The sequence below is a fragment of the Amphibacillus indicireducens genome (genome assembly GCF_039539605.1).
GTDB classification, from domain to species: domain Bacteria; phylum Bacillota; class Bacilli; order Bacillales; family Amphibacillaceae; genus Amphibacillus; species Amphibacillus indicireducens.
On sequence record NZ_BAABDL010000140.1, the window covers coordinates 1 to 14,071 of the forward strand.

Annotated in this window: 12 protein-coding genes and 1 other annotated feature; all 12 genes read left to right on the plus strand. The window is 37.2% G+C overall.

Annotated elements, in window-relative coordinates; genetic code table 11:
* The first annotated feature begins 689 nt into the window (after positions 1–689).
* The 12 genes from polA (at position 690) to ABD814_RS12385 (ending at position 14,017) form a co-directional block, all read left to right on the plus strand.
* Positions 690–3,335, plus strand: coding sequence for a DNA polymerase I (gene polA, locus ABD814_RS12330; RefSeq protein WP_344913705.1), 2,646 nt, complete (start codon positions 690–692; stop codon positions 3,333–3,335).
* A 13-nt stretch (positions 3,336–3,348) separates the two neighbouring features.
* Positions 3,349–4,170 (plus strand): DNA-formamidopyrimidine glycosylase, encoded by an 822-nt coding sequence (mutM, locus tag ABD814_RS12335; protein ID WP_344913708.1) that lies wholly within the window; start codon positions 3,349–3,351, stop codon positions 4,168–4,170.
* Between the two features lie 84 nt (positions 4,171–4,254).
* The gene (locus tag ABD814_RS12340; protein ID WP_344913711.1) at positions 4,255–4,884 is read left to right on the plus strand and encodes a manganese efflux pump; all 630 of its coding nucleotides are present in this window, start codon (positions 4,255–4,257) and stop codon (positions 4,882–4,884) included.
* 36 nt (positions 4,885–4,920) lie between these two features.
* Positions 4,921–5,520, plus strand: a complete 600-nt coding sequence (gene coaE / locus ABD814_RS12345) for a dephospho-CoA kinase (RefSeq protein ID WP_344913721.1) — start codon at positions 4,921–4,923, stop codon at positions 5,518–5,520.
* 114 nt (positions 5,521–5,634) lie between these two features.
* Positions 5,635–6,030, plus strand: coding sequence for a cytosolic protein (locus ABD814_RS12350; protein ID WP_344913724.1), 396 nt, complete (start codon positions 5,635–5,637; stop codon positions 6,028–6,030).
* A gap of 23 nt (positions 6,031–6,053) precedes the next feature.
* Positions 6,054–6,524 carry a transcriptional regulator NrdR gene (nrdR, locus tag ABD814_RS12355; protein ID WP_344913727.1) on the plus strand — a complete coding sequence of 157 codons (471 nt, stop codon included), beginning with the start codon at positions 6,054–6,056 and terminating at the stop codon, positions 6,522–6,524.
* Positions 6,525–6,586: 62 nt separating this feature from the next.
* Entirely contained in the window at positions 6,587–7,921 is a 1,335-nt protein-coding gene (locus tag ABD814_RS12360; protein WP_344913730.1) for a replication initiation and membrane attachment family protein, read from the plus strand.
* A 17-nt stretch (positions 7,922–7,938) separates the two neighbouring features.
* Entirely contained in the window at positions 7,939–8,868 is a 930-nt protein-coding gene (gene dnaI, locus ABD814_RS12365; protein ID WP_344913733.1) for a primosomal protein DnaI, read from the plus strand.
* Between the two features lie 138 nt (positions 8,869–9,006).
* Positions 9,007–9,804 (plus strand): sporulation protein YtxC, encoded by a 798-nt coding sequence (gene ytxC / locus ABD814_RS12370; RefSeq protein ID WP_344913736.1) that lies wholly within the window; start codon positions 9,007–9,009, stop codon positions 9,802–9,804.
* 61 nt (positions 9,805–9,865) lie between these two features.
* Positions 9,866–10,095 (plus strand) — a binding site (T-box leader).
* A gap of 66 nt (positions 10,096–10,161) precedes the next feature.
* Positions 10,162–12,108 carry a threonine--tRNA ligase gene (thrS, locus tag ABD814_RS12375; protein WP_344913739.1) on the plus strand — a complete coding sequence of 649 codons (1,947 nt, stop codon included), beginning with the start codon at positions 10,162–10,164 and terminating at the stop codon, positions 12,106–12,108.
* A gap of 792 nt (positions 12,109–12,900) precedes the next feature.
* Positions 12,901–13,212 (plus strand): hypothetical protein, encoded by a 312-nt coding sequence (locus ABD814_RS12380; protein WP_344913742.1) that lies wholly within the window; start codon positions 12,901–12,903, stop codon positions 13,210–13,212.
* Between the two features lie 46 nt (positions 13,213–13,258).
* Positions 13,259–14,017 (plus strand): sulfite exporter TauE/SafE family protein, encoded by a 759-nt coding sequence (locus tag ABD814_RS12385; protein ID WP_344913745.1) that lies wholly within the window; start codon positions 13,259–13,261, stop codon positions 14,015–14,017.
* The last annotated feature ends 54 nt before the right edge of the window (positions 14,018–14,071 follow it).

Here is a 14,071-nt window from a genome sequence, read left to right on the forward strand (position 1 = left end):
GCCGTATACGAGAACCGTATGTACGGTGGTGTGAGAGGGACGGAGGTTAGTCACCTCCCCCTATCTCAATTAAGAAATTATCAAATCCGTTAGTTGGAGATAGCTTTGTGCTTGTCAGTTATTTAAGGATCTTTATGAGAAATACCTAATGACTTGTCATTAAGCTTTGGATACCAAGTCGATTTAAGTGTGTTATCTGACGATTATCTCTTATTCGTAAGAAATCATACCTAGGTAGAGGATGATTTCCAACGATTATCTCCTATTCGTAAGAAATCACACCTAGGTAGAGGATGATTTCCAACGATTATCTCCTATTCGTAAGAAATCACACCTAGGTAGAGGATGATCTCCGACGATTAGCCCTTATTCGTAAGAAATCACACCTAGGTAGAGGATGATCTCCGACGATTAGCTCTTATTCATAAGAAATCACAGCTAGGTAGAGGATGATCTCTGACGATTAGCTTGTATTGTTTAAAGTGCAGAAGATTTCCACGTGCGATGTCTTACAAAGATACGTTATTAATGACAAAAACTGAATTCCCAATGCGCGGGAATTTGCCGAACAAAGAACCAGTCATGGGAGAAAGACGAACTATAAGAAAGAACGAAAGGACAACCGTTATTTGTGCTTTGACCTAAACGTGTTAAAATATATGTAGCAATGAAAATAGAGGAGACGAATAATGACTACTGAACAAAAACTGATTCTAATTGATGGAAATAGTATTTTATATCGTGCTTTTTTTGCCCTTCCTTTATTATCAAATGATAAAGGCGTTTATACCAATGCGGTGTTTGGTTTTACAAAAATGTTAATGAAAGTGTTGGAAGAGGAAAAACCATCACATGTATTGGTTGCTTTTGATGCAGGAAAAACAACATTCCGTCATCAAGCATATAAAGAATACAAAGGTGGTCGGCAAAAAACACCACCAGAATTATCAGAACAATTTTTATTAGTGCGTGAACTTTTAGATGCAAGCTCAATTAAGCATTATGAACTTGACCAATATGAAGCAGATGACATTATTGGTACGTTAGCCAATCGAGCTGCTCGTTTGAATTTTGATGTTCGAGTCGTTACAGGTGATAAAGATATGCTTCAACTCGTATCTGATCAAGTTCATGTTCAAATTACTCGAAAAGGGATTAGCGAAATGGATCTCTATACCCCTGAATCTCTAGAGGAAAAATTGACACTTAAACCCGAACAAATTATCGATATGAAAGCATTGATGGGAGATAGCTCGGATAATATCCCTGGTGTTACAGGCGTAGGCGAGAAAACAGCAATTAAGCTCCTAAAACAGTTTGAAACACTTGAAAATGTCTATCAAAATCTTGATCAAGTATCTGGTAAGAAGCTGAATGAAAATCTGACGAATCAAAAGGATTTGGCATTTTTAAGTAAAGAGTTAGTGACGATTAATCAAGACTCACCAATTGAAATCGAGATTGATCAAGTTGCTTATGACGGTTACGATTCGACTAAATTAACGGCACTATTTAAAGATTTAGGCTTCAAATCATTATTGAGTTCTGTCAGTAATGAAGTGAGTGATGAGGCGGATGAAGCTGAAAAACTAAGCAAGATTGATTTGAACATTGTTGAATCAATTGATGAAATCAGCTTTACAGGTCAAGATGCTTTAACCGTTGAGATTTTAGAAGACAATTATCATACTGGTGAGATTATCGGTTTTGCGATTGCTAATACGAATGGAAACTACTTTATTCCAACTGAAGTCGGGTTAGGATCGGAGCAATTTAAATCATGGTTGGAGAATCCTGAACAGAAAAAAATTACCTTTGACTCAAAGAAAGTGATGGTTAGCTTACGTCGCTTTGATATTGAAGTGAAAGGAATTGTCTTTGACTTATTGCTCGCATCGTATTTGATTAATCCAGCAGAAAATAGCCACGACATTCCAGCAATTAGCCATCGATTAGGCTATCATGACCTTTTATTCGATGAAGAAGTTTATGGAAAAGGTGCGAAAATAAAGGTGCCTGAACAATTAGAACTCGCTGATCATCTCGTCAGAAAAGCGAAAGCATTGTTTCAATTAAAAGCCGATGCTGAAGCAAAACTACAGGAAAATGAACAAGAACAATTATTTAAAGAGCTTGAATTACCATTGGCGAAAATTTTAGCGGATATGGAGTCAACTGGTGTTAATGTTGATCAAAAACAATTAGAAGCGATGCAAGTTGAACTGAAGGAACGCTTAGCAACAATTGAAGCAGAGATCCACGACTTAGCAGGTGAGCCCTTCAATATTAATTCACCAAAACAACTAAGTGTGATTTTATTTGAAAAATTAAATTTACCTGTGATTAAAAAGACTAAAACAGGTTATTCGACATCAGCAGATGTGTTAGAAAAGCTTGAAGATAAACATGACATTATCCCAAGTATTCTTCTATATCGTCAATTGGGCAAACTCCAATCGACGTATATTGAAGGGTTATTAAAAGTGATTCATGAAGACAACAAGATTCACACTCGTTTTAATCAGGCGTTAACACAAACTGGTCGATTAAGTTCAGTTGAGCCGAACCTGCAAAACATTCCGATTCGTTTGGAAGAAGGGCGTAAAATCAGAAAGGCATTTATTCCGAGTGAAGAAGATTGGGTCATCTTAGCTTTTGACTATTCGCAAATTGAGCTTCGAGTATTAGCGCACATTGCGAATGATGAGAAGCTTATAAATGCTTTTAAAGCGGATCGTGATATTCATACACAAACAGCGATGGATGTATTTGCAATCAATGATAGTGATGAAGTTGATGATTTAATGCGTAGACAGGCAAAGGCTGTTAACTTTGGGATTGTCTACGGCATCAGTGACTATGGATTATCACAAAACTTAAAAATTACGCGTAAAGATGCTCAAGCATTTATAGATCAATACTTTGCGAGTTATCCAGGTGTGAAGCAATACATGGATGATATTGTCCACAAAGCGAAGCTTGATGGCTATGTGACGACATTGATGAATCGACGTCGTTATTTACCTGAGATTACGAGTCGCAATTTTAATCAGCGAAGTTTTGCTGAACGAACAGCAATGAATACACCGATTCAGGGAAGTGCAGCTGATATTATTAAAAAAGCGATGATTGATTTAGATCACGCACTGAAATCTGAGAAATTTGCTGCTCGTCTGTTATTACAAGTACATGATGAGTTAATCATTGAAGCACCAAAAACTGAAGTTGATCGATTATTAGAGCTTGTACCAAAGACGATGATTGAAACAGTTGAATTAGCTGTGCCACTTAAAGTCGATGCTTCACAAGGTGGATCATGGTACGACGCTAAATAGAAAGGGAATTGTTATGCCAGAATTACCAGAGGTAGAAACCGTTAGACAAACATTATTAAAATTAGTCAAAGATGAGGTCATTACAACAGTCGATGTCTATTGGCCAAAAATCATTAAGAAACCAGATGATGTGGTCATTTTTCAGCAATTACTTACAGGTCAATCGATTGTTGATATTAACCGAAAAGGTAAATTTCTTATTTTTGAATTAGACGACTATTCACTTGTCTCCCATTTACGAATGGAAGGGAAATATGGTATTTATTCATCAGATACAGAGAAGGATAAACATACCCATGTCATTTTTCATTTTGAAAGTGGGCGATCGATGCACTATCATGATGTGCGAAAGTTTGGTACGATGCATTTATTCAACAAGGGTGAGGCTGAGCGATCTTTACCACTCGCACAGATAGGAACTGATCCATTTGAACCTGAGTACTTATTTGAGGAAATTTTTCCGAAAATCAAGAAAAGTTCGCGAGCAATTAAAAATATTTTGTTAGATCAAACAATTATCGCAGGTCTTGGAAATATTTATGTTGATGAGACACTGTTCAGAGCCAAAATTCATCCACTCAGGTCGGGGACATCATTAACAGAGACTGAAGGACAGTTGATTTTAAGAGAGGCTAAAGATACCTTAGCTGAAGCAGTTAAACAAGGAGGAACTACGATTAGAAGCTATACGAATAGTTTAGGTGAAATCGGGATGTTCCAACAAGAATTGTTCGTCTATGGACAAACAGGGGCACCATGCAAAACATGTGGATCTGAAATTGAAAAATTTAAAGTTTCTATCGTGGTACCCACATTTGTCCAAGCTGTCAACTGATTTCTTAACCGAAATCAATTCACACCTTTTTTTCTTCATCCATATACTATTTCAAGTTAGACTTTGAGCTTTGAGAGGGTGTGGATGGAGATGGTTGAATTACTCTCCTTATTTTTATTGGGAATAGCGGTTAGTATTGATAGCTTTATGGTCGCTTTTAGCTATGGCTTGAAAAGATTAACGTTAGCTAAACCGATGATTGTTCTGATTGGACTTTGTTCAGGATTGGCTTTTGGTTTAGCGATGATGGCTGGTCAGTTACTGATCTTGCTGATGAATGAATTTGTCATTAGTCTGATTGGTGCGATTTTGTTAATTGGTTTAGGTGTCTATAGTTTAATCACATTTGATCAGGAAAAAACAGTGACTGAAAAGCAGTATGATATAGAATTAAAGCGATTAGGTATTGTGATTCGAATTTTGAAAAAACCAGTCCTTGCTGATCTTGATCAGTCGGGTGATATAGCCGGTTTAGAGGTCGTTTGGTTAGCGGTCGCGCTGTCGATTGATGCGAGTGTCGCGGGTCTTGGGGCGTCTTTAGTTGGAATTGATTTGATCGGGATGGGATTAATCTTTATCATGACGACTGCTTTTTTAGCGCTTGGTTTATATATTGGGCGTAAGTTTGCTAAAAAGGAATTACAAGGTTGGGTGCGTTATATTCCTGGCCTTTTGTTAATACTAATTGGAGTTAGTCGGTTATTACTGAGTTGATAGTTAAAAACGATTAAGGATAGTGTAGGTGATTCGATGGGAGCTATTGTTGGTTTAACAGGTAGTATTGCGACGGGGAAAAGTACCGTTGCGGCTCTTTTTGCTCGTGAGGAGATTCCGATTGTTGATGCTGATTTAATTGCACGTCAGGTGATTGAACCTGGCCAACGTGCATACGATCAAGTTGTCCAAGCCTTTGGTCATGAGATTTTAGCACATGATCAATCGATTAATCGTGTTAAATTGGGGCAGATGATTTTTAATGATCAAAAAAAACGTGCTCAACTGAATCAAATTGTTCATCCCGTTATTATTGAACAATTGATTGAAGATCGAGATCGGTTAATTAAAGCGGGGCACCCTTTAATTGTGCTTGACATTCCACTTTTATATGAACTGGATTTAGCCAAGCTTGTTGATCGGGTTGTTGTTGTCTACTCAACAACTGAAAATCAACTTATTCGCTTAATGGCGCGCGATCAGTTGTCTGAACGCGAAGCACAGCAACGGATTGATACACAAATATCAATCGATGAAAAAAAGCAACGAGCAGATTATATCATTGATAATAATGGTACAAAACAACAGACAGAAACACAATTTCACCAGCTATTAGAAATTCTTTTTTCTATGTAAACGGTTTTACCATATTAATCGTAATTGTGAAACAATAGTGTTATAATTGATGATAGTCTATTATGTTTATATACGGCGACAGATAATTTAAATTATATTAATGGGGTGTCATTGATGGGGTTTAAAGAAACATTTAATAAATACTTTAATAATCATTCTGAATCTCGTGATAATCATTGGGATAAAAATCTAAAAACGAAATATTTTAAAACAACGAAAGATAAAGCATTTGACAAAGTTCTTTATTACTTTAGACAACAACAAAATTGTGAGATCAATTCTGAGTCTCAAAAACATGGGGAAATTAGTATCAATTATAAAGGCAAGCGCCGTGCTTTTGTAATTGTAACAATTATTATGGTTAAACCGTATCGAACGGCAATTGACTTTTCAATTACGACTGAGGGCGGTATTTTTGACTTAGGATTTAGCCATAACTTAATCCCTAAATTTTACCGAGATCTAGAAAAGGAAATTCCACTTTTAGATCAACAAGAACAAGTCTATTAATCCAAAGATGGGAATGAAAAAAGATGCGGTGTCCAAGCTGTCAAAATAAAAATACTCGTGTCTTAGATTCACGACCGATCGAAGAAGGAGACGCGATTAGAAGACGACGTGAATGTGAAGAATGTAGTTACCGTTTTACGACATTTGAACGAATTGAAGAAATGCCGTTAATTGTCGTTAAAAAAGAAGGTGTACGTGAAGCTTTTAGTCGGGAGAAACTGATTCGTGGTCTAATCAAGGCGTGTGAAAAACGACCAGTCTCACATGAACAACTAAAGCAACTAGCGATTGATGTTGAACGGGAATTAAGAAGTAGAGGTTCTGCAGAAGTAGAAAGTAAAGATGTCGGTGAGTTAGTGATGGATCATTTAGCTCAAATCGATGAAGTTGCTTACGTTCGCTTTGCCTCGGTTTATCGTCAGTTCAAAGATATTAACGTCTTTTTAGACGAACTAAAAGAAATTATGAGTTATACCGATAAAAAAGAAAAATGAGCCGTGTAGGCTCTTTTTTCTTTGTGCTATAATAGAGGCACAAAATAAAAAGGAGGCATAATATGCACCAATCAATTGGGAAAATTCTACCTGCAGATCATTTCACGATTACTAAACATCGTTCATTTACTGAAGACCACTATCAATCACTCTATCAACTCTATCAACCAATAATTGGTGTGGATGCGACAGCATTTTATTTAACGTTGTACCACCTTTTTCAGCCGAGTCAAAAACATAGTCACCATCATTTAATGCAAATTTTAAATTTACCATTGAACGCAATTTATCAGGCACGATTAAGTTGTGAGGCAATTGGACTTATTCATACATATAAAAAAGACCTCGAAAGTGGTTCGGTCTATCATTATCAATTGAACGAGCCACTTACGGCTAAGCAATTTTTAAAAAATGATCTGTTGAATCAGATGTTGCTTCATCAAATTGGGCGTCAGAAATATCAATTGATTCAGGAATCAGTTAGTTTGGTTTTTGAGGGTCAAGATCAGAATCAGCTAGGGGAAAATGTGACGGCTCGCTTTTCTGATGTGTTTCAGTACAATGGGGCAACGCAGTCGTTGGTTCCAGTCGCTGAGCAGGGTGATGAGCCGAAAGCTGTGCCGGTGATGCAAGGTGCTGATATTGACTGGAAGTGGCTTGAGCAAAGTTTGATTGATCGAATGTTACCGGCGAAAAAGATTCTTTCTAGTGACAATGTAATGTTAATTGAACAGATGGCTGGTCTCTACCAATTGACGACGACACAGTTGGATAAGGCGATTCAATGGGCGGTTACGAGTGATCATCAGTTAAGTCGGGAAGAGTTTAAAGCGGCTTGCTTGGACTTGGTAGAAACATTGCCAGAACAACAAGTGAAAATTGTTAATCAACGAGAGAAAATAAAGCCAACAGACCAGACGAACAAATCAAAAAGAGAGCAATTTGTAGAACGGATGGAGACGATTAGTCCAAAAGAGTTATTGGAGGATTTGTCGAGTGGGCGACAAGCATCTCAACAAGACTTGAAAATGATTGCTAATATTATGGATGCGCAAGGGCTTCAACCTGGAGTAATGAATGTGTTGATTCATTATGTTATGCTTAAAACAGATATGAAGTTGACGCGTTCTTATTTAGAGAAAATTGCAAGCCATTGGTCGCGGAAAAATGTCAAAACCGTTCATCAGGCGATGACATTGGCTAAATCAGAAAATAATAAATATCAACAATGGGATCAGAAAAAACAGTCGAACTATAATCGTCCGAGAAAGAGTCAGGAAATTGTTCCTGATTGGTTTAAGCATCGGAAGAAACAAGCGCCAAAACAAGCACAAACGAGTGAGCCGAATCCAGAAATTGATCAAATTTTACAAGCATTTAAAAATAAAAAGAACTGAGTAGAGGTGAATGAACAATGGAATCGATTCAAACATCATTAAAAAAATGGATGAAAGATAAAGCATCGTTTCAAGATGTTTACCAGCAAATGCGAACAGACATTACGAATGATCCGGATATTAAGCAACTATTACGTGAACACCCACAGTTGGATAATACGGCGATTGATCGACAGTTAATTAAGTTATATGAATATCAGTCGCAAAATAAAGATTGCAATAATTGTCCAGATGGGGGCTGTTCAAATAACATTTTGCCTGGCTACAAACCGAAAATCGAAGTCATTGGTACGAATATTCACGTCAGTTATGAAAAGTGTCAATACACAATTATTAAAGAGGCGCAACAAGAGCGTGCGACTTTAATTAAAAGTTTATATATGCCGAAAGAAATCTTGCATGCTTCAATCGCAGATATTCACGGTGATGATCCGGGAAGGCATCAAGGAATTGTTGCGATTTCACAATTTTTAACCCAGATTGACGATAAACTACCGAAAAAAGGGCTTTATTTTCACGGACCATTTGGTGTCGGTAAGACGTACTTTCTCGGTGCGGTAGCGAATGAATTGGCTGATCGTAAAATTTCATCAATGTTAATTTATATGCCAGAGTTTGTTCGAGAAATTAAATCATCAATTAAAGATGATTCGATTGGTGAGAAAATCGATCAATTCAAAAAGATCCCTGTGTTAATGCTTGATGATATTGGCGCGGAGTCAATTTCAGCTTGGTTTAGGGATGAAGTACTTGGTTCAATTTTGCAGTATCGAATGATGGAGGGTTTGCCAACGTTTTTCAGCTCCAATTATTCGCTCGATCAGTTGGAAAAGCACCTCTCGACAACAACGAGAGGCGAGATTGAGCAATTAAAAGCCGGACGAATTATTGAAAGAATTCAGCAATTAAGCGAACCTGTAGAAATCAATGGTAGAAGTCATAGATAATTTTAAACTTTTTGATCAAATAGATGCGGTTAACTAAGGTGTTAGCCTCATCTATTTTATTATGCGCTGATAATTAATCATTTTTTCAAAAAGTCATCCATACAATATAACAGTGTCTGAAGAGATGGATGTGATTAAATGGTGAAAATTAAATTTGATCATGAGCTTGACCTTACAATGTTTAAAGACAAGTTGAGAGAAGAACAGCTAATGTGGCGAGTGTTAAGTGATCACGAACTTGAAATTCTCGATCAAGAACTAGAAAAGATAAGTCAGTTGTTCATGCAGATGTTTTATGCAGTTGATCTAAAGCCAAAGCTGATCGAAATTTTAATCAATCGGTATTTTTATGATGATTTTGATGAAATGAATGCAATCTTAGCTTATGCTGCTCAAATGTTGTTAACCGATCAGTTTGACGATGTTGCCTTTTTATCTGATTTAAGGCTAACGATGAAGCAGTATTTTAGTCTGGAATCTGAACAAACGTTCATTCACTACGACAAACAAAAGCATGTTTTCTTTGAACAGGCTGGTTGGTTATTAGAAGAAGTGACAGCACGGGCAATTGACGAAAAAAAACAAGAGGAACGCTATCAAGTTTTTTTACAATCATTAAGAGAATATGTCAAAACAAGAGAACGAGGACCGCTTTGCTTTGTGAAATGGACAGCAGATGAGATTCAAATTTTCCATGAAAACGGTCACCGTTATACATTAGCTGAATTAAATGATATTATCATGGAAACACCGATTCATATTTACCAATTTGCTCAAAACGAACAGAAGATTAGTCCGTTTCTAGCACTTAATCCGAGACAGATTTTAATCTATTCTGATGATGAAGCGGATCCAATTATTATGTCATTGCAAAATATTTTTGATGAGCGACTCGTGATCATTCGTAATAATATTTTTCCTTTTGAAAATAAATAATTGAAATCCGGCTTGCTTTTTGAGGTTGAAAGCTTTATAATACTAAGCATAATTCGATATCAAAAAAGTTATGATAAGGACACGATGATTCGTCTGATGTTCAAAAGAGAGGGAAGTTTGGCTGAAATCTTCCTGTTCATTCAATTAATCATTACCACCTTGGAACCCCATTTTTGAAACTTTTAGTAGAAAATGGCGTCACTCTACGTTACAGAGCCCAGGAGCCAAATGGTCTGGATTCAGATTATTTGGGAACGAGGGTGGAACCACGAGTTAATGCTTGTCCCTTTGCGATTTACGCAGAGAGATAGGCATTTTTTTATTGGGTTAATTTTTAATAAAAGGAGCAGATTCAGAATGGAAAAACAAATCATGATTACATTCCCTGATGGGGCGAAGAAGGCATTTCCACAGGGGACAACTGGAGAAGATATTGCACAATCTATTTCACCAGGTTTAAGAAAGCAAGCTGTTGCGGTGACATTAGATCAGGTAGCTTTTGATTTGAGAACGCCTTTACCAGGTGATGGGGAAATTGCCATTATCACAAACAAACAACCAGAAGGCTTAGAGATTATGCGTCATACAACAGCTCACGTGTTGGCGCAAGCGATTAAACGTTTATTTGGTTACAATGTTAAATTAGGTGTTGGCCCAACAATTGAAGATGGTTTCTATTATGATATCGATATGGATCATTCGTTAACACCTGAGGATTTACCAAAAATCGAAAAAGAGATGCAGCGTATTATTGATGAGAACCTAGAAATTAGACGCGTGGAAGTGAGTCGTGCTGAAGCAGAGAAGGTCTATCATGATATTGGTGATGAGTTGAAGCTTGAGTTGCTTGAAGCAATTCCTGAAGATGAAACTGTCACAATCTATGAGCAAGGTGAATTTTTTGACCTTTGTCGTGGGGTTCACTTACCAACAACAAGTAAAATTAAAGTGTTTAAATTGTTGAGTATTTCTGGTGCTTATTGGCGTGGAGATAGCAACAATCAGATGCTCCAACGAATTTATGGAACAGCTTTTAACAAGCAGTCTGAGTTAGATGAATATCTCCGTATGCGTGAGGAAGCAAAAGAGCGTGATCACCGAAAACTAGGTAAAGAGCTCGGTCTATTTACGGTTTCACAAAAAGTTGGTCAGGGTTTGCCAATCTGGTTACCAAAAGGTGCAACGATTCGCCGGATTATCGAACGCTACATCGTTGATATCGAGGAGAAATTAGGTTACGACCATGTTTATACACCTGTTTTAGGTAGTGTTGAATTGTACAAAACAAGTGGGCACTGGGATCACTACAAGGACGATATGTTCCCAACTTTAGAAATGGATAACGAAGATTTAGTGCTTCGTCCGATGAACTGTCCACACCATATGATGGTTTATAAGAATCAATTGTATAGTTATCGTCATTTGCCAGTTCGAATTGCCGAACTTGGTACAATGCACCGTCATGAAATGTCTGGCGCTCTCGCTGGATTGCAACGTGTACGGGCGATGACACTTAACGATGCCCATATTTTTGCCCGACCAGATCAATTGAAAGAAGAGTTTATTCGAGTTGTTGAGCTGGTGCAAAATGTTTACCGTGATTTTGGGATTGAGGATTTCTATTTCCGTCTATCATACCGTGATCCTGAAGATAAAGAGAAATACATCGATAATGATGAGATGTGGGAAATGGCAGAGGCTACTCTAAAAGAAACAATGGAAGAAATGAACTTGGAGTATGTTGAAGCTGTCGGTGAAGCGGCTTTCTACGGTCCAAAACTTGATGTTCAAGTTAAGACTGCGTTAGGCAAAGATGAAACACTGTCAACTGTTCAACTTGACTATCAAGCTGCTGAACGATTTGATCTATCTTATGTTGGTGAAGATGGCCAGGAGCACCGTCCAGTTGTGATCCACCGAGGAATTGTTGGCACAATGGAGCGGTTCGTTGCTTTCTTAATTGAAGAATATAAAGGCGCTTTCCCAACATGGCTAGCACCGATCCAAGCGCGAATTATTCCTGTTTCTAATGATGCACATGCTGATTATGCGAAAAAGCTTGAAGATGAGTTGCGGATGGCGGGGATGCGTGTCGAAGTTGACTTACGTGAAGAGAAAATGGGCTACAAGATTCGTGAAGCTCAAACTGAAAAATTACCATTTGCGTTAGTCGTTGGTGATAATGAAGTCGAAGCTGGCGCGGTCAACGTTCGTCGTTATGGTAAGAAAAAATCTGAAACATTAAGCTTGGCAGATTTTAAAGCAATGGTTGCTGAAGAGATTGAAGTAAAGTCGAGAAAATAATAGAACAAATTGGGACTGTCCGTTAGTGTAGGGCAGTTCTTTTTTTTGCTCAAGAAATTATAAAATCAGTTGTTTGTGGATAACTTTTTGCTTGTCAGATGTCTAAGAAACTTTATGGACATTTTAAGTGAAATACCTGACGATTAGCCCTTATTCGTTAGAAATCGGCTTGATTCAGAGGTTGATCTCTGACGATTAGCCCTTATTCGTTAGAAATCGGCTTGATTCAGAGGTTGATCTCTGACGATTAGCCCCTATTCGTTAGAAATCGGCTTGACTCAGAGGTTGATCTCTGACGATTAGCTCCTATTCGTTAGAAATCGGCTTGATGCAAAGGACGATCTCTGACGATTAACTCCTATTCATTAGAGATCGTTACGATTTTGAGGAGATCTCTGATGATTAGTGCTTATTCGTTACCTCCCTGACGATTTTCCAGCGAGATAGGGCACGATTAAGTACTATTCGTTACCTCTCTGACGATTATTCCAGCGAGACAGGGTACGATTAGCTCTATTTGTTACATCTATCGCGATTATTTTATATACATTTCAGAGGATTTATAGTTATGAAAGTATGTCCTATATATTGATATCCTATAATCAGGCTTAGATTTCTCAACATAGTGTGAAGACCTATCTTATGATATTAAGTCCTATTTTTTGTTGCTAAACAAAACCTCACTTGAGAGAATATCTTTATTTTTTTAAAAAATATTCTAGATATGCTATGCAGGGTCTGTTACCATGGAATTAAGTATAGGTTTACATTGCGCGTCTATTATCTAATCTAATGAATGGAGATGCAGACAATGAAACGATTGAATCAAATGGAGAGCTTGTGACAGATACGCTTATTTTGTCTGTTGTTGCTTATCACGAACACTGTTACTCAGATCACTTAAAGCGAGGAAGAGGTTTCTTCTTATCGGGAGAGCCACTCAATGGATGGGTAGCTAACGTAGGCTTCTTTTTAGCAATCATTATCGCCATTGTTAGCCTTATTTTCTTTGATGACATGGCCGCTCTATTTTTTGTTAGTTTAATTCCGATTGGTTATCGATTATATTCATATTTTATCTACGAACGTTTATTAAAAAAATAACGTTCTAATTTTTCGTCAGTTATTTGCATTAAAGGAGATAGAGAAAATGTTTGAATTTCAATGGTTTGAGTGGCTTGTTTTAATTATAGCTGGATTAGGGATTGGTTTTGCTAAAACAGGTATACAAGGCTCAACGATTCCTGTCGTTGTATTAATGGCGATTACATTTGGTGGTCAAATTTCAGCGGGAATGATGCTGTTATTTTTATTAGTTGGTGATGCATTTGCAGTTAAGCATTACGGTAAAGAAGTCAGTATTAAAGGAATCTGGCATCTCTTACCATCGACAGTTGTTGGAGTAATCCTTGGTGTTATTTATGGGAATATGATTAATGATAACCAATTTAAGATGACGATTGGTGTGATCGTCTTGATTTGTTTGGCATTATTAATTCATAAAGAGATTAAGAAATCGACGATTAAAATTCCTAATCATTCTTTTGTCTCAGCAATTGTCGGTGTATTAAGTGGTTTTAGCTCGATGGTAGGTAATGCGGCAGGGCCGATTTTTTCTGTTTACATACTAAGTAAAACGATCGATAAACGGAAGATGATTAGTACAACTGCTTGGTTTTTCATCGTGACTAATTTAGTGAAGTTACCTTTCCATATCTTTGTCTGGCAAACAATTGATTTTTCTAATCTTGTTTTAGCACTCATTTTATTGCCAATCATCTTTATCGGAACTCGAGTGGGAATCCTTGTTATCCAACATATTGAAGAAAAAACGTATCGAAAATTAATCTTTGTAACGACAATTCTTTCAGCAATCTATTTATTTATCGCTTACAGCTATGAAGAGTAAAAATTCTTCGTGATAAATATCGAAAAAACGACCCCTTAATATTACATTAATGTT

What these genes read in the sequence shown, in the direction of transcription:
- polA (WP_344913705.1), top strand. Translation starts at nt 690, where the DNA reads ATGACTACTGAACAAAAACTGATTCTAATTGATGGAAATAGTATTTTA.
- mutM (WP_344913708.1), top strand. Translation starts at nt 3,349, where the DNA reads ATGCCAGAATTACCAGAGGTAGAAACCGTTAGACAAACATTATTAAAA.
- ABD814_RS12340 (WP_344913711.1), top strand. Translation starts at nt 4,255, where the DNA reads ATGGAGATGGTTGAATTACTCTCCTTATTTTTATTGGGAATAGCGGTT.
- coaE (WP_344913721.1), top strand. Translation starts at nt 4,921, where the DNA reads ATGGGAGCTATTGTTGGTTTAACAGGTAGTATTGCGACGGGGAAAAGT.
- ABD814_RS12350 (WP_344913724.1), top strand. Translation starts at nt 5,635, where the DNA reads ATGGGGTTTAAAGAAACATTTAATAAATACTTTAATAATCATTCTGAA.
- nrdR (WP_344913727.1), top strand. Translation starts at nt 6,054, where the DNA reads ATGCGGTGTCCAAGCTGTCAAAATAAAAATACTCGTGTCTTAGATTCA.
- ABD814_RS12360 (WP_344913730.1), top strand. Translation starts at nt 6,587, where the DNA reads ATGCACCAATCAATTGGGAAAATTCTACCTGCAGATCATTTCACGATT.
- dnaI (WP_344913733.1), top strand. Translation starts at nt 7,939, where the DNA reads ATGGAATCGATTCAAACATCATTAAAAAAATGGATGAAAGATAAAGCA.
- ytxC (WP_344913736.1), top strand. Translation starts at nt 9,007, where the DNA reads ATGGTGAAAATTAAATTTGATCATGAGCTTGACCTTACAATGTTTAAA.
- thrS (WP_344913739.1), top strand. Translation starts at nt 10,162, where the DNA reads ATGGAAAAACAAATCATGATTACATTCCCTGATGGGGCGAAGAAGGCA.
- ABD814_RS12380 (WP_344913742.1), top strand. Translation starts at nt 12,901, where the DNA reads ATGAATGGAGATGCAGACAATGAAACGATTGAATCAAATGGAGAGCTT.
- ABD814_RS12385 (WP_344913745.1), top strand. Translation starts at nt 13,259, where the DNA reads ATGTTTGAATTTCAATGGTTTGAGTGGCTTGTTTTAATTATAGCTGGA.